The organism is Duganella guangzhouensis (assembly GCF_009674535.1).
Lineage (GTDB): Bacteria > Pseudomonadota > Gammaproteobacteria > Burkholderiales > Burkholderiaceae_D > Rugamonas > Rugamonas guangzhouensis.
This window is the reverse complement of record NZ_WKJK01000006.1, coordinates 286,967-311,409: the sequence shown is the minus strand read 5'-3', so window position 1 is coordinate 311,409 and position 24,443 is coordinate 286,967. Positions and strand designations below refer to the sequence as shown.

25 protein-coding genes are annotated in these 24,443 nt (G+C 63.3%); 11 read left to right on the top strand and 14 right to left on the bottom strand.

What is annotated here, in order from left to right; genetic code table 11:
• Positions 1-84: 84 nt before the first annotated feature.
• The 5 genes from GJ699_RS14060 to GJ699_RS14040 all read right to left on the bottom strand — a co-directional run bounded on the left by GJ699_RS14060 (position 85) and on the right by GJ699_RS14040 (position 4,339).
• Positions 85-564 (bottom strand): nucleoside deaminase, encoded by a 480-nt coding sequence (locus GJ699_RS14060; RefSeq protein ID WP_154377187.1) that lies wholly within the window; start codon positions 562-564, stop codon positions 85-87.
• On the bottom strand, positions 561-1,547 hold the full coding sequence (locus GJ699_RS14055) for a Rieske 2Fe-2S domain-containing protein (RefSeq protein WP_154377185.1): 987 nt from the start codon (positions 1,545-1,547) through the stop codon (positions 561-563). Before GJ699_RS14055 ends, GJ699_RS14060 begins: the two co-directional genes overlap by 4 nt.
• Positions 1,548-1,549: 2 nt before the next feature.
• Positions 1,550-2,629 (bottom strand): BMP family ABC transporter substrate-binding protein, encoded by a 1,080-nt coding sequence (locus GJ699_RS14050; protein ID WP_229262097.1) that lies wholly within the window; start codon positions 2,627-2,629, stop codon positions 1,550-1,552.
• Between the two features lie 24 nt (positions 2,630-2,653).
• A complete protein-coding gene (locus tag GJ699_RS14045) occupies positions 2,654-3,511 on the bottom strand; it encodes an outer envelope protein (RefSeq protein WP_154377183.1) in 858 nt (285 codons plus the stop codon).
• A 114-nt stretch (positions 3,512-3,625) separates the two neighbouring features.
• Complete coding sequence (locus tag GJ699_RS14040; protein WP_154377181.1) at positions 3,626-4,339, bottom strand: GntR family transcriptional regulator; 714 nt, start codon at positions 4,337-4,339, stop codon at positions 3,626-3,628.
• 217 nt (positions 4,340-4,556) lie between these two features.
• Here GJ699_RS14040 and GJ699_RS14035 point away from each other — a divergent pair, with 217 nt between their 5' ends.
• From GJ699_RS14035 to GJ699_RS14015, 5 genes are all read left to right on the top strand, one after another.
• Positions 4,557-6,110 carry an ABC transporter ATP-binding protein gene (locus GJ699_RS14035; protein WP_154377179.1) on the top strand — a complete coding sequence of 518 codons (1,554 nt, stop codon included), beginning with the start codon at positions 4,557-4,559 and terminating at the stop codon, positions 6,108-6,110.
• A complete protein-coding gene (locus GJ699_RS14030; RefSeq protein ID WP_195763540.1) occupies positions 6,097-7,173 on the top strand; it encodes an ABC transporter permease in 1,077 nt (358 codons plus the stop codon). The genes GJ699_RS14035 and GJ699_RS14030 overlap by 14 nt, the downstream gene beginning before the upstream one ends.
• Complete coding sequence (locus tag GJ699_RS14025; protein ID WP_154377177.1) at positions 7,170-8,096, top strand: ABC transporter permease; 927 nt, start codon at positions 7,170-7,172, stop codon at positions 8,094-8,096. Before GJ699_RS14030 ends, GJ699_RS14025 begins: the two co-directional genes overlap by 4 nt.
• A 165-nt stretch (positions 8,097-8,261) precedes the next feature.
• Positions 8,262-9,935, top strand: a complete 1,674-nt coding sequence (locus GJ699_RS14020) for a methyl-accepting chemotaxis protein (protein ID WP_154377175.1) — start codon at positions 8,262-8,264, stop codon at positions 9,933-9,935.
• A 32-nt stretch (positions 9,936-9,967) separates the two neighbouring features.
• On the top strand, positions 9,968-10,246 hold the full coding sequence (locus tag GJ699_RS14015) for a 2Fe-2S iron-sulfur cluster-binding protein (protein ID WP_154377173.1): 279 nt from the start codon (positions 9,968-9,970) through the stop codon (positions 10,244-10,246).
• Here GJ699_RS14015 and GJ699_RS14010 read toward each other — a convergent pair.
• Positions 10,174-11,139, bottom strand: coding sequence for an AraC family transcriptional regulator (locus GJ699_RS14010; RefSeq protein WP_154377171.1), 966 nt, complete (start codon positions 11,137-11,139; stop codon positions 10,174-10,176). The genes GJ699_RS14015 and GJ699_RS14010 overlap by 73 nt on opposite strands.
• 111 nt (positions 11,140-11,250) lie before the next feature.
• Here GJ699_RS14010 and GJ699_RS14005 point away from each other — a divergent pair, with 111 nt between their 5' ends.
• The gene (locus GJ699_RS14005; RefSeq protein ID WP_154377169.1) at positions 11,251-11,787 is read left to right on the top strand and encodes a carboxymuconolactone decarboxylase family protein; all 537 of its coding nucleotides are present in this window, start codon (positions 11,251-11,253) and stop codon (positions 11,785-11,787) included.
• Here the strand turns inward: GJ699_RS14005 and GJ699_RS14000 are convergent, their stop codons facing one another.
• Positions 11,788-12,093: a hypothetical protein gene (locus tag GJ699_RS14000; RefSeq protein ID WP_154377332.1), complete on the bottom strand. Its 306-nt coding sequence runs from the start codon at positions 12,091-12,093 to the stop codon at positions 11,788-11,790. It lies immediately after the preceding gene.
• A gap of 61 nt (positions 12,094-12,154) precedes the next feature.
• On the opposite strand from GJ699_RS14000, the gene GJ699_RS13995 reads away from it, so the two are divergent.
• The gene (locus GJ699_RS13995) at positions 12,155-12,424 is read left to right on the top strand and encodes a MoaD/ThiS family protein (RefSeq protein WP_154377167.1); all 270 of its coding nucleotides are present in this window, start codon (positions 12,155-12,157) and stop codon (positions 12,422-12,424) included.
• 2 nt (positions 12,425-12,426) lie between these two features.
• Complete coding sequence (locus GJ699_RS13990) at positions 12,427-13,518, top strand: WD40/YVTN/BNR-like repeat-containing protein (protein WP_154377165.1); 1,092 nt, start codon at positions 12,427-12,429, stop codon at positions 13,516-13,518.
• Here GJ699_RS13990 and GJ699_RS13985 read toward each other — a convergent pair.
• Complete coding sequence (locus tag GJ699_RS13985) at positions 13,497-14,111, bottom strand: TetR/AcrR family transcriptional regulator (protein ID WP_154377163.1); 615 nt, start codon at positions 14,109-14,111, stop codon at positions 13,497-13,499. The genes GJ699_RS13990 and GJ699_RS13985 overlap by 22 nt on opposite strands.
• Before the next feature lie 86 nt (positions 14,112-14,197).
• On the opposite strand from GJ699_RS13985, the gene GJ699_RS13980 reads away from it, so the two are divergent.
• Entirely contained in the window at positions 14,198-15,283 is a 1,086-nt protein-coding gene (locus tag GJ699_RS13980; RefSeq protein ID WP_154377161.1) for an MBL fold metallo-hydrolase, read from the top strand.
• Here GJ699_RS13980 and GJ699_RS13975 read toward each other — a convergent pair.
• Positions 15,267-15,605, bottom strand: a complete 339-nt coding sequence (locus GJ699_RS13975) for a hypothetical protein (RefSeq protein WP_154377159.1) — start codon at positions 15,603-15,605, stop codon at positions 15,267-15,269. The two genes, GJ699_RS13980 and GJ699_RS13975, sit on opposite strands and share 17 nt — an antisense overlap.
• Positions 15,606-15,669: 64 nt before the next feature.
• On the bottom strand, positions 15,670-15,804 hold the full coding sequence (locus GJ699_RS34970; RefSeq protein ID WP_267877719.1) for a hypothetical protein: 135 nt from the start codon (positions 15,802-15,804) through the stop codon (positions 15,670-15,672).
• Between the two features lie 13 nt (positions 15,805-15,817).
• On the opposite strand from GJ699_RS34970, the gene GJ699_RS13970 reads away from it, so the two are divergent.
• Positions 15,818-16,837 (top strand): substrate-binding domain-containing protein, encoded by a 1,020-nt coding sequence (locus GJ699_RS13970; protein WP_154377157.1) that lies wholly within the window; start codon positions 15,818-15,820, stop codon positions 16,835-16,837.
• A 3-nt stretch (positions 16,838-16,840) separates the two neighbouring features.
• Here GJ699_RS13970 and GJ699_RS13965 read toward each other — a convergent pair whose 3' ends face one another.
• Together GJ699_RS13965 and GJ699_RS35155 are read right to left on the bottom strand one after the other, a co-directional pair.
• Positions 16,841-17,086 carry a hypothetical protein gene (locus tag GJ699_RS13965; RefSeq protein WP_154377155.1) on the bottom strand — a complete coding sequence of 82 codons (246 nt, stop codon included), beginning with the start codon at positions 17,084-17,086 and terminating at the stop codon, positions 16,841-16,843.
• A complete protein-coding gene (locus GJ699_RS35155) occupies positions 17,004-17,249 on the bottom strand; it encodes a hypothetical protein (protein ID WP_308495517.1) in 246 nt (81 codons plus the stop codon). Before GJ699_RS35155 ends, GJ699_RS13965 begins: the two co-directional genes overlap by 83 nt.
• On the opposite strand from GJ699_RS35155, the gene GJ699_RS35150 reads away from it, so the two are divergent.
• Positions 17,187-17,609: a hypothetical protein gene (locus tag GJ699_RS35150; protein WP_154377153.1), complete on the top strand. Its 423-nt coding sequence runs from the start codon at positions 17,187-17,189 to the stop codon at positions 17,607-17,609. The two genes, GJ699_RS35155 and GJ699_RS35150, sit on opposite strands and share 63 nt — an antisense overlap.
• On the opposite strand, the gene icmF is transcribed toward GJ699_RS35150, so the two are convergent.
• Positions 17,560-20,853 (bottom strand): fused isobutyryl-CoA mutase/GTPase IcmF, encoded by a 3,294-nt coding sequence (gene icmF / locus GJ699_RS13955; RefSeq protein WP_154377151.1) that lies wholly within the window; start codon positions 20,851-20,853, stop codon positions 17,560-17,562. The two genes, GJ699_RS35150 and icmF, sit on opposite strands and share 50 nt — an antisense overlap.
• Before the next feature lie 60 nt (positions 20,854-20,913).
• Positions 20,914-24,432, bottom strand: a complete 3,519-nt coding sequence (locus GJ699_RS13950; protein WP_154377149.1) for an indolepyruvate ferredoxin oxidoreductase family protein — start codon at positions 24,430-24,432, stop codon at positions 20,914-20,916.
• Positions 24,433-24,443 lie beyond the last annotated feature (11 nt).

The following is a 24,443-nucleotide window of genomic DNA, read 5'->3' as shown; positions in this document are numbered from 1 at the left end:
CGCGATTACGCCAAATAATCAATGTAGTTTCAGCGCCGGCGCGCGTAGTGTCGCCCGGAAACATCATCCGGGCGGGGAACTTTGCTATTTGTGCCAAAAATCCTTGTGCGCCAGCCGCGCCTCGTCCTCGCGCAGCGGGCCGATCACTTCGGTCGGTCGCTGGCCGGCCGCGAACACGCTGCGGCAGGGCAGCGACAGCGTCGGATTTTCCGGATCGCTGCCGGTCAGTTCCAGCAGGCTGGCTTCCGACATCGCATACACCACGCGGCCGACCCCGCTCCAGTACGTGCCGCCGCTGCACATGGCGCATGGTTCGGCGTTGGCGTACAGCGTGGCGGTAGCCAGTTGTTGCGGACTGTATTGTTGCGACGCCAGCCGCAGCGCGTTCATTTCGGCGTGTGCGGTGCGGTCGCTGCTGGAGGCGTTCATCGCTTGCGAAATCACCGTGCCGTCGGCCGCCACCACCATGGCGGCGAATGGATGATGGCCCTCGTCGCGCGAGCGCTGCGCCAGGGCCAGCACGCGGGTCAGGAATTCGTGGTCTTGCGGGGTTGCTGCGCTCATCGTATGACTCCGTATTGCAGGTCTTGCTGTTTCAAATAACCGCGGTAGGCCAGCGACATGCGGTCGCAGGCCACCGAGACTTCGGCGCCGGGCGCCAGCGGCAGGCGGGCCGGGTACTGGCTTTCCAGGATCGGCAAATCCTGGCCGAAAATCGTGTCCTGGAATTCGCGCATCGATTCCTCGCTCGATACAAAATCGTTGAGCGCCATGATGACCCAGGCGCGGCTGCTGGTTTCGGTCAGCGGCTGCACGAACATCGCGATCGCCTCGCGGATCGCGCCGGGCGGATTCTTGGTCAGGATGGTGCTGAGCGGACGTATCACGCGGTAGGTGTATTCGATATCGCTGGCGCCGGTGGCGGAGCGGCTGGCTTGCGGCTGCCAGGCGTAGCATTCCTTGGCCCAGACGCCGCTGCCGTATTCGGGATCGTCGAAGGTTTCGACTTTATAGTCGGGGATTACCGGTTCGTCCTGATGGCCGAGTATGCCCTCGTGTACAAAGGCGAAGTGCGCCATGTCGAGGAAGTTTTCGACGATGCGCGGCGCGCTGGCCTGCACCGCATACGGGCCGCACCAGACTTTGCGCAACTGGTCGCTGGCGAATTCCGGAAACGCCGGCGGACCATTATGCGCTGGCGTGCCGAGGCAGACCCAGGCCAGGCCGTACTGCTCCTGGACCTGGTATTGCGTCACCTGCGCCTTCAGCGGCGCGTTGGGCAGGGCCGGGATGTGCTGGCAGCGCCCCTCCTTGCCGAAACGCCAGCCGTGGTAGGGACAGGTCACCTGGTCGTTCTGCAGCGCGCCCATGGACAAGCGCGTGCCGCGATGTGGACAGCGGTCTTCCCAGGCGTGCAGCAGGCCGGCCGAGTCGCGCCACAGCAGCACGCGCGTGTCCAGCAGATCGGCGGCCAGCATAGCGCTGGTCGCGATCTGTTCGGAACGCGCGACCGGGTGCCAGTCGTGGTAAAGGACTGGATCCATCATGCTTACTTCGGAATGCTGCCTTCCACGCCCTGGACGTAGAAGTTCATGCCCAGCAGATCCTTCTCCGGCGCCTTGACGCCGGCGGCGTACTTGATGGCGCCCGACTGGTCCTTGATCGGGCCGGTGAACGGCGCGAAGGTGCCGGCGGCCAGCGCGGCTTTCTTCTCTTCAAAGGCTTTGACCGCATCGGCCGGTACCACCGCGTTGATCTTGGACATCTTGACCATGCCTTCCTGCAGACCGCCGCGGTATTCGGCGGTTTTCCAGGTGCCGGCCAGCACTGCCTTGGCGGTGTTGATGTAGTAGCCGGACCAGTCGTTGGTGGCGGCGGTCAGGTGGGCCTTGGGCGCGAACTTGGACATGTCCGAATCCCAGCCAAAGGCGTACACGCCTTTTTCCTGCGCCACTTGCAGCGTGGCCGGCGAGTCGGTGTTCTGCGCCATCACATCGGCGCCTTGCGCTACCAGGGTTTCGGCGGCCTGGCGTTCCTTGGCCGGGTCGTACCACGAGTTGACCCAGATCACCTTGGTCTTGATCTTCGGATTCACGCTTTGCGCGCCGAGGGTAAACGCGTTGATGTTGCGGATCACCTCAGGCACCGGGAACGAGGCGATGAAGCCCAGCGTGTTCGACTTGGACATCTTGCCGGCCAGGATGCCGTTCAGGTAAGCGCCTTCATACAGACGCGATTCGTAGGTGCCCAGGTTCTTGCCGGTCTTGAAGCCGGTGGCGTGCAGGAACACCACGCCCGGCGTGGTCTTGGCGACTTTCTCGGTGGCGTTCATGTAACCGAACGAGGTGGTGAAAATCAGCTTGTTGCCTTCCGCGACCAGCTTGCGGATCACGCGTTCTGCGTCGGCGCCTTCCGGCACGTTCTCAACGTAGGTGGTCTTGACCTTGCCGCCCAATTCCTTTTCCAGCGCCAGGCGGGCCTGGTCGTGCGCATAGGTCCAGCCGGCGTCGCCGACCGGGCCGACGTAGACGAAGCCGACTTTCAGCGGATCCGCGGCAAACGAAGGAGCGGCGGCCAGTACACCTGCGGTGGCCAGGGCGGCCAGTGCTTTACGACGATTGATCATCATATGGTTTCCTTTACGTTGAGTCGATTAGAAGTGGTATTCGGCGCGCACCATCGGCGTCTTGGCGGTGGCGCCCGGGACGGTGCGGTCCGGGTTGCCGAATTTGTTTTTCCAGTACTGGTACTCGACACCGATCTTGAAGGTGTTCTTCGGCGTGCCCACGGCTTCGCTGATGTCATACATGATCTGCATGTCGATGTTGGTCTCCGGCGCGGTGCCGCCGCCGAATTCGTTGGTGCCCTTGGCGGTGATGAAGTTGGCGTAGCCTTCGAACGACAGCGGGATGCCGACGTTGAACGGGATGCCCCAGGCGCCGGTCAGCATGGCGTGGGTTTTATACGCGTAGCGTGGCGTGGCCTGGTTGGTGTAGCTGTTGTACGGCGCGTTCGATTCCCACAGGGCCAGCAGGCTGACGTCGAGGAAGCCTGGCACGTCCAGCATCAGCGTCGGACCGGCCACCACCATGCGCTTCTTGGAGTTGTAGCCAGCGTCGGTCTTGCTGTTGTAGTCGAAGCCGACGGTGGCGCCGAGACCGCGCACCGGACCGAAGGCGTAGTTGTTGCCGGTGATTTTGCCCAAGTCCAGCGTGTTGCGATACACCACATAAGCTTCATGCGCGCCGCTGTTGGATCCGGCCGCCGACGGGTCCAGCTCCGACGACATCAGCAGGTCGACGCTGAAGAAGTTCTTGCCGTACTTGTAGCCGGAGACGTGGCTCAGGTTGACGATGGTCTTGGTGATGTCCTGATCATTGTACGGTTCGGCGAACTTGGTGCCATAACGGTAGCTGAGCGAGGTATCGCTCCAGTCAGCGGCTTGCGCGGTGCAAGCGGCGGACATGGCGATGATGGCGAGGGCTACGGTACTGCGGGCGAGACGTGGCATGCTGGGCTCCTTCAGGTCTGGGTTTTCTGGGTTTGTAAGCACTTTTTTTGTATCCAATCGTTTTAGCAATTGGATTCAATCTCGTCTACCCCTTTAGCAATAAGCGGGCCATAGTCAAAACCCTGACAGGGCTTCGGCCAGGTTTACTTTTTTGTCGGCCTCATTCAGGCGCAGGCGGGCTTCGATTTCCTGCAGGTGGTGTTCGATCAAATGGGTCGCCTCCTTGACCTTGCCGTCTTCGATCAGCGTGGCCAGGTCCTGGTGCTCGTCGTTCTCGCACATGGCGCTGCCGGGTGTTTCATAGAGAGCGATGATCAGCGAACAGCGCGACACCAGCTCCGCCATGAAGCGCTGCAGCACGTGGTTGCCGGCCAGTTGCGCCAGCAGCAGATGGAACTCGCCGCCCAGCCGGATCCAGCCGGCGCGGTCGCCGCCGCGCCGCGCCGCGTCTTCCGCCGCAATGGCGGCGCGGATTTGCTTCAGCGATTCCGGCGTGGCGTTCTCTATTACCAGCGGCACGATCTCGCGTTCGATGGCGCGCCTGGCGGCAAAAATATCGCGCGCTTCCTGTGGCGTGGGCGAGGCGATCACCGCGCCGCGATTGGGGCGCAGCTCGATGATGTGGTCATGCGCCAGCCGTTGCAGCGCCTTGCGCACGGTGGTGCGGCTGACCTGATACAGCTCGCAGAAATCCGCCTCGCCCAGGTGGGTGCCGGGCGGCAGGCGGTGACTCATGACGGCGTTGACAACCGCCTTGTAAATGCGCATGTCGACGGCGGTGGTCCCGCGTTTGACGACAGCTTGATCGGCTTTGCGCTGGTGTGGCATGGGTAACTCCATATCGATAATACCGTGTGCTATAAAGCAGGAAGCGTGCTAAGTCGTATACACCTTTGTGCACAATGTGGTGCACGCTTTTGGTGATTAAGCATCCCGCTTTAGTGCGAGGCGCAGGCCAAAACGGCGCAGCGCTGCATGGGAGCGCGTGGCACGCTAATTGCGTCAGTTGGTTCATCTGATTTGTATACGATGAAGGGAAGCGCCGATGACAGAACCGCGCTTGCAGATGCTGGGCATCTCCAAGATCTATCCCTCGGTGGTGGCCAACGCCGACGTCAACCTGACGGTGATGCCGGGCGAGATCCACGCCGTGCTGGGCGAGAATGGCGCCGGCAAGAGCACGCTGATGAAGATCATCTATGGCGTGGTCAAGCCGGACGACGGCCAGATCATGTGGGAGGGCCGCCAGGTCCACATCCATAGCCCGCACGATGCGCGCAAGCTGGGCATCGGCATGGTGTTCCAGCACTTCGCCTTATTCGAGACGCTGACGGTGGCCGAGAACATCGCGCTGGCGCTGGACCAGAAGCTGTCGCCGGCGGCGCTGGCGCCGCGCATCAAGGCGGTGTCCGAACAATACGGCCTGCCGCTCGATCCACAGCGGCTGGTGCACAGCATGTCGGTCGGCGAGCGCCAGCGCGTCGAGATCGTGCGCTGCCTGCTGCAGTCGCCCAAGCTGCTGATCATGGACGAGCCGACCTCGGTGCTGACGCCGGACGCGGTGCTGAAGCTGTTCGAGTCGCTGCGGCGGCTGGCGGCGGAGGGCGTCAGCATTCTGTACATCAGTCACAAGCTGGATGAAATTCAGGCGCTGTGCGACAAGGCCACGGTGCTGCGTGGCGGCCGCGTGTCCGGCACCGCGCTGCCCAAGCAGGAAAGCGCCAAGTCGCTGGCGGAGCTGATGATCGGCCGCGAACTGCCGGTGTGCGTGCATAAGCCGCGCGAACCGGGCGAGGTGCGGCTGCTGCTGGATAAGCTGAATGTGCAAAGCGACGATCCGTTCGGCACCAAGTTGAAGGATGTCTGCCTGTCGCTGCGCAGCGGCGAGATTGTCGGCATCGCCGGCATCTCGGGTAACGGCCAGCAGGAGCTGTTGAAGGCTATCTCCGGCGAGCGTCAGCTGCACCGCAGCGAAGGCGTGATCCAGCTGGGCGAGCGCGATGTCGGCACGCTGGACGCGGCGCAGCGCCGCCAGCTGGGCCTGGGCTTCGTGCCGGAAGAGCGGCTGGGCCGTGGCGCAGTGCCCGACCTGTCGCTGGCCGATAACGCGCTGCTGACCGGCTACGTGCCGGCCGCGCAAACCGGCATGGTGCGCAAGGGCTTGATCCAGCGCGGCGCGGTGCGCGCGTTCGCGCAGAAGGTCATCGAGCGCTTCAAGGTCAAGTGCGGCGGCGAAGGTTCGGCGGCGGCCTCGCTGTCCGGCGGCAATCTGCAGAAATTCATCGTCGGCCGCGAGATCATGCTGGCGCCCAAGGTGATGGTGTTCGCGCAGCCGACGTGGGGCGTGGACATCGGCGCCGCCATGCTGATCCGCCAGGCCATCATCGACATGCGCGACCAGGGCGTGGCGGTGCTGGTGCTGTCCGAGGAGCTGGACGAATTGTTCATGATGAGCGACCGCATCGCCGTGCTGGCCGACGGCCGTTTATCGCGCGCGGTGCCGGCGGCGGCCACCAGCATCAACCAGATCGGCGTGTGGATGAGCGGCGATTTCGACTATACCCAACCGCACGGAGCACCCGAATATGTCCAGGCTTGAACGACGTCCCGAACCTTCGCGCTGCATGATGCTGGCTTCGCCCTTGCTGGCGGCGCTGGCGATGCTGGTCACCGGCTCGCTGCTGTTCTTCTTCATCGGCCAGGAGCCGGTGCATGCGTTTTACGTTTACTTCGTCAAGCCGTGGACCACGCTGTATGGTGTGGGCGAGCTGCTGCTGAAGGCGACCCCGCTGATACTGTGTGGCGTTGGCCTGGCGATCGGCTTCCGCGCCAACGTCAACAACATCGGCGCCGATGGCCAGCTGACCGTTGGCGCGATTTGCGCCGGCGCGGTGGCACTGTACTTCGACGAGGTGCAGGCATGGTGGGTGCTGCCGCTGATGCTGCTGGCCGGCGCGCTGGGCGGCATGCTGTGGGCGGCGATTCCGGCGCTGCTGCGCACCCGCTTCAACACCAGCGAAATCCTGGTGTCGCTGATGCTGGTGTATGTGGCCTACCACTTGCTCAGCTATCTGGTGCACGGGCCGATGCGCGACCCGGCCGGCTTCAACTTCCCGCAGTCGAAAATGTTCAGCGAGTCGGCCACCTTGCCGTTGCTGGTGGAAGGCTTGCGCGTCAACGCCGCTTTCATCCTGTCGCTGATCGCGGCCGGCGCGGCCTGGTTCTTCTGCAAGCATACGTTTGCCGGCTACCGCATGCAGGTCAGCGGCATGGCGCCGGCGGCGGCGCTGTACGCCGGCTTCAGCGAGCCGCGCAATGTGTGGCTGGCCTTCATGGTCAGCGGCGCGCTGGCCGGCGTGGCCGGCGTCGGTGAAGTGGCCGGGCCGCTGGGGCAGTTGCAGCCGTCGGTGTCGCCGGGCTATGGTTTTGCCGCGATTATCGTCGCCTATGTCGGCCGGTTGCATCCGATCGGCGTGGTGCTGTCGGCGCTGCTGATGTCGCTGCTGTACATCGGCGGCGAGACCGCGCAGATCGAGTTGCAGGCGCCGTCCGCCATCACCGGCATCTTCCAGGGGCTGCTGTTGTTTTATCTGCTGGCGGCCGACCTGTTCATCCACTATCGCATCAAGCCGCACAAGCGTGTGGCGGGAGTTCCAGCATGATGACCACTGAATTGTTGATCGCTTTCCTCGCCAGCACCGCCGGCGCCGCCACGCCGCTGGTGGTGGCCTCGATGGGCGAGCTGGTGACGGAACGCTCGGGCGTGCTGAATCTGGGGCTGGAGGGCATGATGCTGATCGGCGCCGTGGTCGGCTTCGGTGTCACGCTCAGCAGCGGCAGCATGACCTTGGGATTGCTGGCGGCGGCCGGCGCCGGCATGCTGATGTCGCTGATCTTCGGCTTCCTGGTGCTGACGCTGCAAACCAACCAGGTTGCCACCGGATTGGCGCTGACGCTATTCGGCATTGGTGCCTCGGCCTTCCTGGGCCAAAGCTATGTCGGCCAGACGGTGGCGCCGATGCCGCATCTGTCGTTCCCGCTGCTGTCGGAGATTCCGTTTGTGGGCCCGCTGCTGTTCCGCTTCGACGCCATGGTGTATGGGTCGGTGGCGCTGGTGCTGTTGATCGGCTGGGTGCTGGCGCGTACACGGCTGGGATTGATCATCCGCGCGGTGGGCGAGTCGCCGCACAGCGCGCATGCGATCGGCTTCCCGGTGATCGGCCTGCGCTATGGCACGGTGCTGTTCGGCGGCGCGTTGGCCGGTCTCGGCGGCGCCTATCTGTCGCTGGCGCTGACGCCGATGTGGGTGGAAGGCATGACCGCCGGCCGTGGCTGGATCGCGCTGGCGCAGGTGGTGTTCGCGACCTGGAAGCCGCGTGGCGTGCTGGTGGGCGCGTATCTGTTCGGCGGCGTCACCGTGCTGCAATTCCACGGCCAGGGCATGGGGCTGGCGATACCGTCCGAGTTCCTGTCGATGCTGCCCTATATCGCTACCATCGTGGTACTCGTGATTATCTGCCGCAATCCGCAGACAATCTTGTTGAATAAGCCAATGTCGCTGGGGCAAAATTTCAAGCCTGACTAGTTTTCATGTTGTATCGCCGCAAAAATTGCGGCGTTGCGACAATTGGTGAATTTTCATCATCGTAAATACTTCTATTCTCGGTGCTTCAGGCCAGTTCGGCCTGAGGCGCCCCCCAGCCCCCGGTTCGCCTCTGCTTATCCCACAAGAGCAAGTCAAGGAGCCGTCATGCGCATGAATTCCCCTGTAACGCAAAAAGAGTACGTCATGGAAGATGGCAAGACCATCGTCTCCAGTACCGATTTGCAAGGCAATATCAACTACGCCAATCCGTATTTCATCGAGGTCAGCGGCTTTACCGAGGAAGAGTTGATGGGGGCGCCGCAAAATATCGTGCGGCATCCGGACATGCCGGTGGAGGCGTTTGCCGACCTGTGGAGCACCATCAAGGGCGGTGAACCGTGGACCGGGCTGGTGAAGAACCGTTGCAAGAACGGCGACTTTTACTGGGTGCTGGCCAATGTCACGCCGGTGATCGAGAACGGCAAGCCGGTCGGCTATCTGTCGGTGCGTACCAAGCCGTCGCGCGAGCAGGTGCGCGTGACCGACACGCTGTACCGTGAAATCAAGGGCGGCAATCCGCGCCGGCTGCGCATCGTCAAGGGGCGGGCGGTATCGACCGGCGTGCTGGCGCGGCTTGGCGGCTTCCTGCAAGCGTCGCTGGCGACCCACATCGCGCTGGCGACCACGCTGTTGACCGGTGTGCTGGCGCTGATCGCGCTGGCGCTGCTGGTGATGGACGACGCCAGCGTGGCCCGGGCCCACAACTGGCTGGGTGGCGCGGCGCTGGTGGCAATGCTGGGCATGCTGGTGTTTGGGCGCCATCTGTATGTCAATGTGGCGGTGCCGCTGCGGCGTGCAACCAAGGCGGCGCGCATGATGGCCGGCGGCGACCTGACCGCGTCGATTGAAGTACAGCGCGACGATGAAATGGGCCAGCTGCTGGCGGCGCTGCGCCAGACCAATATCAACCTGCACAGCATCATCGGTGACGTGCGGCGCAATTTCGATGAAATCTCGGTGGCCACCGATGAAATCGCGGACGGCAATATGGACCTGTCGGGCCGCACCGAATCGCAGGCAGCCAACTTGCAGCAGACCGCGTCCAGCATGGAGCAGCTGACCGCGACCGTGCAGCAAAGCGCGACCAGCGTGGCCAGCGCCAACGAGCTGGCCGAACGTGCGCGTGAAGTGGCGGCACAGGGCGGCAACATTGTGTCGCAGGTGGTAACCACCATGGGCGACATTAGTGCTTCGTCCAGCAAGATTCTTGACATCATCGGCCTGATCGACGGTATCGCGTTCCAGACCAACATCCTGGCGCTGAACGCGGCGGTGGAGGCGGCGCGCGCTGGTGAGCAGGGACGCGGCTTTGCGGTAGTGGCCAGCGAGGTGCGCGGGCTGGCGCAACGTTCGGCCACGGCGGCCAAGGAAATCAAGGAGCTGATCGATAACTCGATACAGAAGGTGCAGGCCGGCACCGCGCTGACCAATAGTGCCGGCGTCACCATGGATCAGGTGATCGAATCGGTGTGCCGGGTGTCGCAGGTGATGGGCGAGATTTCCAATTCCACGCGCGAGCAGAGCAGCGGCATCGGCCAGGTCAACGAGGCGGTCATCAAGATTGATGACATCACGCAGCAGAATGCGGCGCTGGTGGAGCAGGCGGCGGCGGCGGCCGGCAACCTGGCCCAGCAGGCGCGTTGCGTGTCGCAGGCGATGGCGGTGTTCAAGCTGCAGCATGCGGGTGGTGGCGGTGTCGCATTGGCGCCCAAGCGCCGCCCACCGGCCGCCGCGCCGCGCGCACCGGCATCCAAACCGTCACTGCAACTGCACGCTTGATATCATGTCGCTTTCCACAAGCGACATGGACTATGAAAGTTACGCTGGCAGGGCAGGGCTGGAGTTTTGACGCGGCGCCGTCGCAGACGGTGCTGCAGGCGGCCGAGCAGGCCGGCGTGCGCCTGCCCAGTTCCTGTCGCAACGGCACTTGCCGCACCTGCATTTGCCTGTCGACCGGTGGCACGGTGCGTTACACCGTCGACTGGCCCGGCCTGAGCCTGGACGAAAAGCGCGAAGGCTATATCTTGCCCTGCGTGGCGCTTCCCACTTCCGACTTGCTGATCGAAGCGCCGGCCGCCAGCTTGCGGTAGGCGCCCGGTCCCATGCCGTATTGTCGCTTGAAGGCGCGGTTGAAGGCGGCTTCGGACTGGTAGCCGACCGCCTCGCTGACCTCGCCGGCGGCGCGGCCGGCGTCCAGCAGGCGGGCGGCGCGCGCCATCCGTAGCTGAGTCAGTACGTCGGCCGGGGTGGCGCCGGCGGCTTGCTTGAACAGGCGCGCGAAGGTGGCGCGCGACATGTGACTGGCGTCGGCCAGTTCTTCCAGCGTCCATGGCTTTTCCGGCGCGGTCAGCATGCCGTTCAGCGCGGCTTGCAGACGGCGCTCGGCCAGCACACCGAACAGGCCGGGCACAGTCAGTGCCTGTTCCAGCCAGGTGCGGATCAGCAGCGCGAACAGCGCCGAGGCCAGTTGGCGCAGGATGGCTTCCGAGCCGCTACGCGGCGTTTCCGCTTCTTCCTGCAGCATGCGCAACAGATGGCGCAGGCTTTGCGCGTCCGGGCGGCCGGCGGTGCGCACCAGCAGCACCGGCGGCAGTGCCGCCAGCAGGCCGGCGCTGCCATCGGCATCAAAATGGAATTCGCCGCACAGGATGTCGGTCTGCGGGCCGTCGCCGTTGTTGTGTTCGTAGCGCAGCAAGCCGGGCGAGGTTTGGAGCGGGCTGGCCTTGGCGGCGTCGCCCAGGTGCAGCCGGTGCGCGCCACCGTGCGGGAACACGAGGATGTCGCCACTGTGCAGTGCCAGCGGCGCGCCATCGGTGCCATGGGCGCCATCGGCCAGCGCTTCGCCGCGCACGATCAGGTGATACGGGGCGACGCCGGATGGCGTGCCCGGATGGTCCAGCACCCACGGCGCGCCAAAGCGGCAACGCACATCCAGCGCGGTGCGCACGGGGTACAGGGAGAGCAGGTGGCTGAGCGGGTCCATACGGTGGGATTGAGACGATAGAGCAAATTATAGAGCATTTTGGCTATTCATCATCGCAGGCGGCAAGCCTAGACTGTGTCCATACCTACTCACTTTGAAAGGAAACAGATCATGTCCCGTCTCTATACCCAAGCCGTCTCGGAAGCCAGCGGCCACGCCGCCCAATTGTTCAGCGCCATCAAAGGCGCTGTCGGCAAGGTGCCGAATGCCTATGTCACCATCGGCAGCAACAGCCCGCTGGCGCTGGAGGCTGCGCTCAATCTGGACGCGGCGCTGCGCAAGAGCAGTCTGAGCGCGAAGGAAATCGAAGTCGTCAAGCTGGCCGTCAGCCAGGATGCGCAGTGCGATTACTGCCTTGCCGCACATACGCTGATGGGCGGCAAGGCAGGCCTGAGCGTGGATGCCATCGTCGCCGTGCGCCATGGTCAGCCCAGCGATGATGCCCGCCTTGATGCGCTGGCACGCTTCGTCCATAGCGTGGTGACCACCAGCGGCGACGTGCCGGCCGAGGTGGTGCTTGCGGTTAAGCAGGCCGGTTACAGCGATGCGCAGATTGTCGACACGCTGCTGGCGGTGGCGTCGATTACCTTCACCAACCTGTTCAACCGGGTCAACCTGACGCCGATCGACTTCCCGCGTGCCGCCTGATTATTCCTTTTTGCGGAGGCGGCTCAATAGCGCCTCCGTGGTGTGGCTGAGCGGCACCTCGTGGCGCCGCAGCAGCTGCACGTTCAGCACCAGGTTTTCCAGTACCAGCTTGGCCGCCACGGCCAGCAGCGTCAGGTGTTTGTCTTCCTCGCTGAAGTTGTCCATGGCGTCGGCCATCTCGCACAGATGGTTGGCGATCAGCCCGCGTAAATCGTGTTCGTCAAACGGCAGGTCGGCGAAGTCGATCGGATCTTCCTTTTCCACTTCCTGCATCAGCAGTTCCAGTTCTTGCGGCGTAATCGACATGCATGGCTCCGGTGGTTGAGGCGATTTCATTTTATCCTCAATCGGCATAGAATCAGGCGTTATGGCGCAACTAACATTTACCCAACAACTGGGGCGCTTCATGACCGTGCCGCAAGTGGAGACGACTGCGGCCGACCTGCGCGGTGCCCTGGACGCCTGCTTTGCCGATCATCCCCGGCTGCGCGGCTACGTGCTCGACGAGCAGGGACATCTGCGCGAAAACGTGGTGATCTTCATCGATGGCCAGCGCGCCCGCGACTCCAGGCGGCTTGACGATGCGCTGAGGCCCGATTCCCGAGTCTATATTCTGCAAGCTTTGTCAGGAGGTTGACCATGTCCGACCGCGCTTATATCGCCACCCGCAAGGGCTTGTTCGAGGTCTATCGCACGCATGAGGCGTGGCTGCTGGACCAACAGCATTTCCTCGGCGATCCGGTGTCGATGGTGTTGCCGGACCGGCGCGACGGCACGCTGTACGCGGCGCTCAACCTCGGCCACTTCGGCGCCAAGCTGCACCGGCGCGATCCTGGCGCTAGCGAGTGGACCGAGGTGGCGGTGCCGGCCTTTCCTCCCAAGCCGGAAGACAGCGGCGATCCGGTGGAATGGAAGGTCAAGCAGATCTGGTCGCTCGCGGCCGGCGGCCCGGACCAGCCGGGCGTGCTGTGGGCCGGCACGCTGCCGGGCGGCCTGTTCCGCTCGAATGATCGCGGCGACAGCTGGCAACTGGTGGACGCGCTGTGGAACCTGCCGGAGCGCGCCAAATGGATGGGCGGGGGCTATGATGTGCCGGGCATCCACAGCATCTGCGTCGATCCGCGCGACAGCGAGGCGGTGCTGGTCGGCGTGTCGTGCGGCGGCGCCTGGCTGACCACCGACGGCGGCGCCAGCTGGACCTCGCGCGCCAAGGGCATGAACGCCAGTTACATGCCGCCCGAGCTGCAGCAGGTGGAGGAGGTGCAAGACCCGCACCGCATCGTGCGCTGCGCGGCCGAGCCGGACAAGCTGTGGTGCCAACACCATTGCGGCATCTGGCGCAGCACCGATAACGGCGCCAACTGGAGCGAGGTCAAGCCGCAGGCGCCGCTGTCGGGCTTTGGCTTCGTCACCGCTGTGCATCCGCGCGATGGGGAGACGGCCTGGTTTGTACCGGCGGTGGCCGACAGCCAGCGCATTCCGCAACACGCCTCGCTGGCGGTGACCCGCACCACCGATGGCGGCCACAGCTTTGTCGCCTGGCGCGGCGGCCTGCCGCATCAGCACTGTTACGATCTGGTGTATCGCCATGGGCTGGCGGTCAGCGATGACGGCCAGATTCTGCTGATGGGCTCGACCACCGGCGGCGCCTGGTTGTCGGAAGATGGCGGCGGCCAGTGGCAGACCATCTCCACTACCTTGCCGCCGATTTACGCGGTTGCGTTCGCGTAGGCGAGGAACATGTCGACCGTGGCTTCCACCACCTGGCGCTGCATGGCGGGATCCAGCGGCGGCTGGTTCATCGTGACCTGAGGCCAGAACGCAAACGTCTTCAAGCCGCCTTGCAGCAATTGCGAGGCGATCAGCGGATCTGCCTTGGTCAACTGACCGTGCGCCTGGGCCGAGCGCAGCCAGGTCGTCACCGCTTCCTCCTTGCCGCTGAGCCGCGCCACCATTTCCTGCGCCCGCTCGGGTGAATGGATGGCCTCGGCAATCGCCACCCGCGCCAGGTCGAGGAAATAACCGTTCTGCAGCATTTCCATCTTGGCCCCCAGCAGGTTCAGCAGCTGATCGCGCAGCGGCTGGGCCGGGTTGAACGGCGGCGGCTCGGCCGACGAAATACTAATCCACAGCTCATGCAATATTTGCGCGAACAATTCGTCTTTACTGGGGAAGTGGTTGTAAACGGTGCGCTTGGACACGCCGGCGGTGGCCGCGATCTTATCCATGCTGGTGGCTTCGAAGCCGCTGGCGCGGAATTCGGCAATGGCGGCTTCGACCACGGCCTGGCGCTTGCGGTCGGTCAGTTTGATGGGCGTGTTCATGGCTTCATTTTACACCGGCTAGTTTACTTTTCTCAAAATTGGAACTACACTGTGTAGTGTACATTTTAAATCGCAGGAGTACCATCATGACTTCTACCTCTGTTATTGCTGAATCCGCTCTCGATGGCCTGGATGGGCTGTCGGTACCGAGCGCGCCGCGCACCCGCGACGGCCGCTTCCGCAATCCGGTCAGGATGCACAAGATGGGCTTCTTCAAATCGCTGGGCATCATGCTGCGCTTTGCCTTCGACAAGCCGAAGGACACGGTACCCAGCGTTGCGATACCCGTTCACGCGATCACGCAGCAGCAATTATTGGATGCTCCGGATCGCAGCCTGTTCCGCCTTGGCCACTCGACCGTCCTGCTCAAGCTGAACGGCAATTTCTGGTTGACCGACCCGGTGTTTTCCGAGCGCGCCTCGCCGGTGCAATGGGCCGGCCCGCAGCGCTTCCACGCGCCGCCGATCAGCATTGACGAGCTACCGCCCATCAAGGGCGTGATCCTGTCGCACGACCATTACGACCACCTGGACCGCGACGCCGTCAAAAAGCTGGCCGCCAAGACCGAGCACTTCATCACCACGCTGGGCGTGGGCGACCGCTTGATCGCATGGGGCATCCCTGCGAGCAAGGTGCAGCAGCTGAGCTGGTGGCAAAGCACGCATGTGGCCGGCCTGAAGCTGGTGGCGACGCCGGCGCAGCACTTCTCAGGTCGTGGCCTGGGCGACCGCAACAAGACTTTGTGGGCTTCGTTTGTGATCGAGGACCGCGACGTTAGGCTGTTCTTTAGTGGCGATAGCGGTTATTTCGACGGTTTTAAGGAAATCGGCCGCCGCTACGGCCCGTTCGACCTGACCATGGTGGAAACCGGCGCCTACGATCCGCAATGGCCGGATGTGCACATGCAGCCGGAGGAGTCATTGCAGGCGCACATCGATTTGCGTGGCAAGGTCTTGCTGCCGATTCATAACGGCACCTTTGATCTGTCGCTGCACGCCTGGCACGATCCGTTCGACCGCATCAGCGAGCTGGCCGCCGAGCGCCGGTTGCCGATCGCCACGCCGGAAATCGGCCTGGCGCTGGATATTGTGCAGCCGCAAGCGGACGCGAAATGGTGGGAACCGCTGGCGCAGCAGGAGCAGGCTGCCGCCGCCGCTACGCAGTCACGTTGATGTATTTGCCGATGGTCTGCCCCAGCGTATTGACCTGAGGCTTGGCTGTCACCAGATCCGCTGGCAACTGCTGTTCCGCGCGCGGCGGATTTTCAATCGCGCGGGTGAGATTGACGGTGCTGGTCGGCTTTTGTGCAGCGGCCTGGGCCTGGCTGCTTTCGCTCTTGTTGTCGGCCAGCGTTTGCTTGTCCTTGTTCAGCTGGTCGCGGCTGGCGTCCAGGCGGTCGGCGTCCTGGTTGACTTGCGTCTGATCCTTTTGCACCTGCCTTTCAGCCCGGGCTACCGATGCTTGCAGCGCACTGATGGATGACAGCGAGGCCATTCTTTCCCCGACGCAAAATTTTGGACATGGCGACGCGAGATCGCCTTCTACAATCTCTTGTAGATTAGACCACAAAAATGGAAAAAGCAAGGCCGATGCGCGTGACCTGATGCGTGGCCTGGCTGTTGTATTTCGTCGAAAGAAGCGCCGCTGACGTGGCGGGGATTTCGGCCCGGCCGCTATAATCAACGGTCAACATTAAGCACTTGTCTATGAATCTGGCGCATCTAGCAAATCATCTTGGCATGTCCAAGACCACGGTGAGCCGGGCGTTAAACGGTTACCCTGAGGTCAATGTGCGGACCCGCGAGCGGGTGCTGAAGGCGGCCAAGGAGGTTGGCTACCAGCCGAATCCGATGGCGCGTTCGCTGGCGCTGGGGCGGACCAATGTGTTCGGCATCATCCATCCGCTGCAGGCGGCGGACCTGGCCGATACCATGTTTCTGGACGTGGTGGCCGGCATGTCGGCCGCGCTGGAAGCGGTCAGCAAGAATCTGATTATCGCGCCGGTGTCGCCGGCGGCGGAACAGCCTTCGTACCAGCATATCGTGCGCGGACGGCGCGTCGATGGCCTGGTGGTGGGGCGCACCATGGTGCAGGATGAACGCATCGCCTTCCTCAGCAAAGCCAAGTTTCCCTTTGTCGCGCACGGGCGCACCGAGTTGAAGGCGCCGTATGCGTGGTTCGACTACGACAACGAGGCCGGCATCCGCATGGCGATGGAACGCTTGCTGGGGCTGGGTCACCAGCGGGTGGCGTTGATCAGCGCGCCGCTGGAATTGAATTTCGCGCGGCAGCGCAAGGACAGCTTTATCGCCACCATGGCCGCCGCCGGCCTGAGCGCGGACCCGCGCTACCTGATCGACAATACGCTGGACCGCCGCAGCGGCTATCAAGCCATGCAACAGCTGCTGGCCTGTACGCCGCGGCCGACGGCAGTGATCGTCGATAACCATTTGTCCGGCGTCGGCGCGGTGCGGGCGCTGCTGGATGAGGGCGTGGAGATCGGCAAGGAGATTTCGGTGATCGTCTGGGGCAGCATGGCCGACACGCTGGCCGGTGCCAACGTCACCACCATCGACCAGCCCGAGCCACGCAAAGCCGGCGCGCGCATGGTGGAAATGCTGCTGGCGCTGGTGGACGGCACCCCGGCCAGCGAGCTGCAGGAGCTGTGGCAACCGTTGTTGCAAGAGGGCGCCACCATAGGCCCGGTCAGGGCATGCCGCGCCTGAAAATCACCCTGCGCAACCAGTTTCATGTGATTCAGCCCTTGCCGCACGGACCTCCGCGACGACCTCTTCTTCGGTCATCGGCTCTACACCCGCAGCTCGTAACTTATCTGGAATACTCAACAGGTAGTTAAATGCGATGCGCCGTATCTCTTGACGAAGGATGCTCTCAAGACTTGTCGGTGTAAGTAAGCCTAGTTGTTCTGCCTCGCGTGCCAGGTCGTCCGGTATTGAAAGCTGTAGAGTAGCCATGATGGTCTCCGGATAAGATGTATGCTATCAGTATAGGCAAGCTTGGCTCGCCCCACATCGTTCGCAACGCCTTGCTGAAAATGCGTAAGCGTTCCTCACTGTGATCGACAATCAGCGCCGTGATTTTGGCCACATCGGTATGCTGCGCGTCCGCCGCCTGCAACGCGGTTTGCAGATTGCGCAGCGCTTGCTGTACCTGCTCCTCAACGCTGAACGAGCAGCATATCAGCCTCTGCGGACCGAGCGGATTTCTTCCTGGACCTCATTGGGCGTCATCGGGATGTCGCCGGCAGCGGCAAGTTTTTCCGCAATGCCCAGCAGATGGGAAAAAGCCAACTGGCGTATTTCGTTGCGAAGAATTGTTGCAAGCACCTCCAGTCAGTGTAGTGCTGATGTGGCGACAAAAGAAGAACAGAAATTTGATCTGCGTCTAACAACGGCCCGGCAACACGTCAGGCCGTTGTTGAGTCACATTACATATTGCGGCGATACTGGCCGCCGACTTCGAACAGCGCGGTGGTGATCTGGCCGAGTGAGCAGACGCGCACCGCGTCCATCAGCTTGTCGAACACGTTGGCGTTGTCGATGGCGGCTTGCTGCAATGCCGCCAGCGCTTGCGGGGCTTCGGCCGCGTGGCGCTGGTGGAAGTCTGCCAGGCGCTGGAGCTGCGATTGCTTCTCGTCGTCGGTGGAGCGCGCCAGTTCGATCTGCGCCGGCGCCGCCACGCCTTTCGGATTGCGGAAGGTGTTGACGCCGATGATGGGTAGCGTGCCGTCATGCTTCTGGTGCTCGTACAGCATCGACTCTTCCTGAATTTTGCCGCGCTGGTAGCCGGTCTCCATCGCGCCCAGTACGCCGCCACGTTCCGCGATGCGTTCGAATTCCTGTAGCACCGCTTCTTCCACCATGTCGGTCAGTTCGTCCATGATGAACGAGCCCTGGTTCGGGTTTTCGTTTTTGGCCAGTCCCCATTCGCGGTTGATGATTAGCTGGATCGCCAGCGCGCGCCGCACCGATTCATCGGTCGGCGTGGTGATGGCTTCGTCGTAGGCGTTGGTGTGCAGCGAGTTGCAGTTGTCGTAGATGGCGATCAGCGCCTGCAGTGTGGTGCGGATGTCGTTGAAGTCGATCTCCTGTGCGTGCAGTGAACGGCCCGAGGTCTGCACGTGGTACTTGAGCTTTTGCGAACGATCGTTGGCACCGTATTTGTCGCGCATCGCCACCGCCCAGATGCGGCGCGCCACGCGGCCCAGCACTGTGTATTCCGGGTCCATGCCGTTCGAGAAGAAGAACGACAAGTTGGGCGCGAAGTCGTCGATGTGCATGCCGCGCGCCAGATAAGCTTCGACAAAGGTGAAGCCGTTGGACAGTGTGAACGCCAGCTGCGAAATCGGATTCGCGCCCGCCTCCGCGATGTGATAGCCGGAGATCGACACCGAGTAGAAATTGCGCACCTGATGGTGGACGAAGTATTCCTGAATATCGCCCATCACCTTCAGCGAGAATTCGGTGGAGAAGATGCAGGTGTTCTGGCCCTGGTCTTCCTTCAGGATGTCCGCCTGCACGGTGCCGCGCACGTTCTGCAAGACCCAGGCTTTGATTTTCGATGCCTCGTCGGCGCTCGGCTGGCGCGAGTTCTCTTCGACGAAGCGCGCGATCTGTTGATCGATGGCGGTGTTCATGAACATCGCCAGTATCGTCGGCGCCGGGCCGTTGATGGTCATCGATACCGAGGTGCTTGGGCTGCACAGATTGAAGCCATCGTACAGCACCTTCATGTCGTCCAGCGTGGCGATTGAGACGCCGGAGTTGCCGACCTTGCCGTAGATGTCAGGCCGCAGCGCGGGATCGGCGCCGTACAGCGTCACCGAGTCGAAGGCGGTGGACAGGCGCTTGGCGTCCATGCCGGTGGAGACCAGTTTGAAGCGGCGATTGGTGCGGAAGGCATCACCTTCGCCGGCGAACATGCGGGTTGGGTCTTCGCCCTCGCGTTTAAACGCAAACACACCGGCGGTGAAGGGGAAGGAGCCGGGTACATTTTCCAGCATCAGGAAGCGCAGGATTTCGCCGTGGTCTTCATAACGCGGCAGCGCCACCTTGCGGATGCGGGTGCCGGACAGCGTGTGCTGCACCAGCCGCGTGCGGATTTCCTTGTCGCGGATTTTCACCACGTAGTCGTCGCCGGCGTAGGCGGCCTGCATGTCGGGCCATTGCGCCAGCAGCTTGCGCGCACCGGCGTCCATCTCGGCATCGCGCTCGGCGATCAGGTCATCCAGATCGGCGGATTTGTGGGCGATGGCCAGCATGCGCTTGGTCTCGCTGAGCTGCTGGCGTTCGCGCGCCAGCGTCACCTGTTTGCGCGTGAAACGATGGTAGCCGCGCACGGTGTCGGCAATCTCCGCCAGATAGCGCGCGCGGGCCGGCGGCACGATCACGTGTTTGCCGCTGGAGTGACGCAGGTCGCTGGCCAGCAGCTTGCCGGGCCGGGTGCGCAGGCCGAACTGCGCGAGACGCGGCAGCAGGCCGTGATACAGCGCGCTGACGCCGTCGTCGTTGAAGCGCGAGGCTTGGGTGCCGTAGACCGGCATTTCTTCCGGGCGCTGGCTCCACAGTTCGCGGTTGCGCTGATACTGCTTGGCGACGTCGCGCAACGCGTCCAGCGCGCCTTTGCGGTCAAACTTGTTGATGGCGATGAAGTCGGCAAAATCGAGCATGTCGATTTTTTCCAGCTGCGAGGCGGCGCCGAATTCGGGCGTCATTACGTACATCGACACGTCCACATGCGGCACGATGGCAGCGTCGCCCTGGCCGATGCCGGAGGTTTCGACGATCACCAGATCGAAGCCGGCCATCTTGCAGGCGGCAATCACGTCCGGCAGCGCCGAAGAAATCTCCGAACCTGCTTCACGCGTGGCCAAAGAGCGCATGAACACGCGCGATTGCCCGGCCCACGGATTGATGGCGTTCATGCGGATACGGTCGCCCAGCAGCGCACCGCCGGATTTGCGGCGCGACGGGTCGATCGAGATCACCGCGATATTGAGCGCATCGCCCTGGTCGAGGCGAATGCGGCGTATCAGCTCATCGGTCAGCGAGGACTTGCCGGCGCCGCCGGTGCCGGTGATGCCCAGCGTGGGCACTGGCAGATCTGCGGCAGCGGCCAGCAGTTCGGCGCGCAGCGATGGCGCGGCCTTTTCATTTTCCAGCGCGGTGATCAACTGCGCCAGCGGACGATGGCGCGCGGCGATGTCATCGCCTTCGCGCAGCGGCGCCAGTGAGGTAGGCGAGTACTGCGACAAGTCGGTGTCGCACTGCTGCACCATCCACTGGATCATGCCGACCAGGCCCATACGCTGACCATCTTCCGGGCTGAAGATTTTGGTCACGCCATACGCGTGCAGTTCTTCGATTTCATGCGGGACGATGACGCCGCCGCCGCCGCCAAACACTTTGATATGGGCGCCGCCGCGCTCGCGCAGCAGGTCGATCATGTATTTGAAGTATTCGACGTGGCCGCCCTGGTAGCTGGAGATGGCGATGCCTTGCACGTCTTCCGCCAGCGCGGCGGTCACCACTTCATCCACCGAGCGGTTGTGGCCGAGGTGGATGACTTCCACGCCGTTGGTCTGCAGGATGCGGCGCATGATGTTGATGGAGGCGTCGTGGCCATCGAACAGCGAGGCAGCCGTCACGAAGCGAATTTTGTTCGCCACGCGCGCAGGCTGCTCAGCGACGGCCGCGATTTTCGGAGTCGAGAGGTCGTTCATTGGTGTCCCTAATAATTTTTTTGTCGATTATATGATGTTTACGTTAACGTAAGTCGTGCCTCAGGCGGCGCGCTGCTGCGCAAACTGCGCCAGCAAGCGGGTTTTATCAGCGCGGAAGGTGGCCACGGCCTTTTCCTTCACATGGCCGAAGCCGCGCACTTTCTCTGCCAGCGTGGCCAATTCGACCGCCGCCGCGTAGTTGTCGGCGCTCAGGCTGACGAGTAGCGTGTCGACCAGTTCGCGGTACTCAGCGATCAGCGCGCGCTCCATGCGGCGTTCTTCGGCGTAGCCGAAGAGATCCAACGCGCCGCCGCGCAAGCCTTTCATCTTGGCCAGCAGCTTGAACGCGCTCCACATCCACGAGCCGAATTCCGCTTTCACCAGATGGCCCTTGGCGTCCTTCTTCGCGAACAGCGGCGGCGCCAGGTTGAACTTGACCGAGAACTCGCCCTCGAACTGCTGCTTCAGTTGTTCGACAAAGCGGCCATCTGTGTACAGCCGTGCCACTTCGTATTCGTCCTTGTAGGCCATCAGCTTGAAGTAGTTGCGCGCCACGGCGGTCGACAGTTTGGTGCCGACACCAAGCGCGGTCTCGCGGGCGCGGACCTGTGCCACCAGCGACGAATAGCCTTCGGCGTAGGCGGCGTTCTGGTAGGCGGTCAGGAATTCCATGCGCTTGGCGACGATGTGGTCCAGGCTTTGCGGCATCTGCATGACGATAGCTTGCGGCGGCGCGGCCACGCGCTCCACGCGTGCCAGATCGACGGCGGCGCGGCGGCCCCACAGGAAGCTCTTCTTGTTCGATGCCACCGCCACGCCATTCAGTTCAATCGCGCGCAGCAGCGATTCCTCTTTCAGCGGAATGCGGCCGCGCTGCCAGGCGTAGCCCAGCATGAACAGATTGGCGGCGATGGAGTCGCCCATCAGCGCGGTGGCCAGCTTGGTGGCGTTGATGAAATCGGCCGCGCCGGCGCCCACCGATTCCTCGATCAGCGCGCGCACGTCGGCGGCGGGATACTGCCAGTCCGGCTGCTGCGCGAAGGTGCCGGGCGGCTGTTCGTGCAGATTGACGATGGCCAGCGTGCGGCCGGCGCGCATCTTGGAGACCGCGTCGGCAGCGCCGGCGGTCAGCATGTCGCAGCCGAGGATGACGTCGGCCTCGCCGGTGGCGATGCGCTGCGCGCGCAGGTGCACCGGCGTGTTGGCGATTTTGACGTGCGAGGTGACCGAGCCGTTTTTCTGCGACATGCCGGTCATGTCCAGCACCGAAGCGCCTTTGCCTTCGATATGCGCGGCCATGCCCATCAGCGCACCGACGGTGATCACGCCGGTGCCGCCGATGCCGTTGATCAGGATGTTGTACGGATGTTCGCAGTCCGGCAGCGCGGGCGCGGGCAGTTCCGGCCAGCCGTCATCGCTGGCGCTGGCGCCGGCCTTGGTTTTCTTCAGCGCGCCGCCTTCCACGGTGACGAAGCTGGGGCAGAAACCCTTCACGCACGAGTAGTCCTTGTTGCAGGACGATTGGTCGATGGTGCGCTTGCGGCCGAACTCCGTTTCCTTCGGCAGGATGGACACGCAGTTAGACTGAATGCCGCAGTCGCCGCAACCCTCGCACACGGCTTCGTTGATGACCATGCGCTTGGCAATGTCGGGATAGGCGCCGGTTTTGCGGCGACGGCGTTTTTCGGCGGCGCAGGTCTGGTCGTAGATCAGCACCGACACGCCGCCCACTTCGCGCAGCTCGCGCTGCACCGCGTCCATGTCCTTGCGGTCGTGCAGCGAAACGATGGATGGCAGCGCCGAACGGTCGGTATAGCGCGACAGGTCTTCGGTCACCAGCGCGATGCGCTTGACGCCTTCGGCCGCCATCTGCTGCGCGATCATCGGCACCGAGGTCTGGCCGTCCACCGGCTGGCCGCCAGTCATGGCCACCGCGTCGTTGTACAGGATCTTGTAGGTGATGTTGACGCGCGCCGCCACCGCCGCGCGGATCGCCAGATAACCGGAGTGGAAGTAAGTGCCATCGCCCAGATTCTGGAACACATGCGGCACCTTGGAGAACGCGGCCTGGCCGATCCACGGCGCGCCTTCGCCGCCCATGTGCGTGGTCAGCTTGTTGTACTCGGGGTAGATCGAGGTGGCCATCACATGGCAGCCGATGCCGGCCAGCGCGAACGAGCCGTCCGGCACCTTGGTCGAGGTGTTATGCGGGCATCCGGAGCAGTAGAAGGCCGGGCGGAACGGCGTGTCGATGGCCTTCTTCAGCACCGCGTCTTTGGCATCGAGGAAGTTCAGGCGCGCCTTGATCTGGTCCTGAATGTGGGCGTCGCCGATGTAGCGCGACACGCGGCTGGCGATCACGCGCGCCACTTGCGACACCGAGAAGTCGGCCTTCGGCGGCAGCAGCCATTCGCCGCGCGGCGCCACCCATTCGCCCTTGTCATCGAACTTGCCGATCACGCGCGGACGCACATCGTCGCGCCAGTTGTACAGTTGTTCCTTCAGCTGGTATTCGACGAACTGGCGCTTTTCCTCCACCACCAGAATCTCGTCCAGACCCTGGGCGAATTCGCGTACGCTGTCCGGCTCCAGCGGCCATGGCATGGCGACCTTGAACAGGCGCAGGCCGACCTTGGCGGCCATGTCTTCATCGATGCCCAGTTCTTCCAGCGCTTCCAGCACGTCCAGATACGATTTGCCGGAGGCGATGATACCCAGCTTGGCGTCCTTGGAGTCGATGGTGGTGTGATTCAGCTTGTTCTCGCGCGCATAAGCCAGCGCGGCGTAGATTTTATAGTCCTGCATCAGCGCTTCCTGATTGCGCGCCTGCTGGCCCAGCGGCACCGACGACAGCCGCGCATTCAGGCCGCCCGGCGGCATCACGAAGTCGCGCGGGATCTTGGTATCGACGCGGAATGGATTGGCGTCCACCGAGGCTGATGATTCCACCGTGTCCGCCAGCGCCTTGAAGGCCACCGCGCAACCGGAGAAGCGCGACATGGCCCAGCCATGAATGCCGAGATCCAAATACTCCTGCACATTGCACGGGTAGAGCACCGGCACCATGCAGGCCGAGAAGATGTGATCCGATTGATGCGGCAGCGTGGACGAATAGGCGCCATGGTCGTCGCCGGCCACCAGCAGCACGCCGCCGTGTTGTGCGGTGCCGGCATGGTTCATGTGCTTGAACACGTCGCCGCAGCGGTCGACGCCGGGGCCTTTGCCGTACCACATGGCGAACACGCCGTCATACAGCGCGGGGCCGATCAGGTCCACCTGCTGCGAACCCCAGACGGCGGTGGCGGCCAGGTCTTCGTTCACGCCCGGCACAAACTGCACGTTGTGCGCTTCCAGGTGCGGCTTGGCCTTCCACAGGTTTTCATCCAGCCCGCCCAGCGGCGAGCCGCGGTAGCCGGAAATGAAGCCTGCCGTGTTGAGCCCGGCGATCTTGTCGCGCACGTGCTGCATCATCGGCAGGCGCACCAGTGCCTGGATGCCGGACAGGAAAATGGTGCCGTTGGTGGATGTGTATTTGTCGTCGAGGCTCACGGACGTGAGCGTGCTGGTGCCGTCTGGCATGGTGTTGTCTC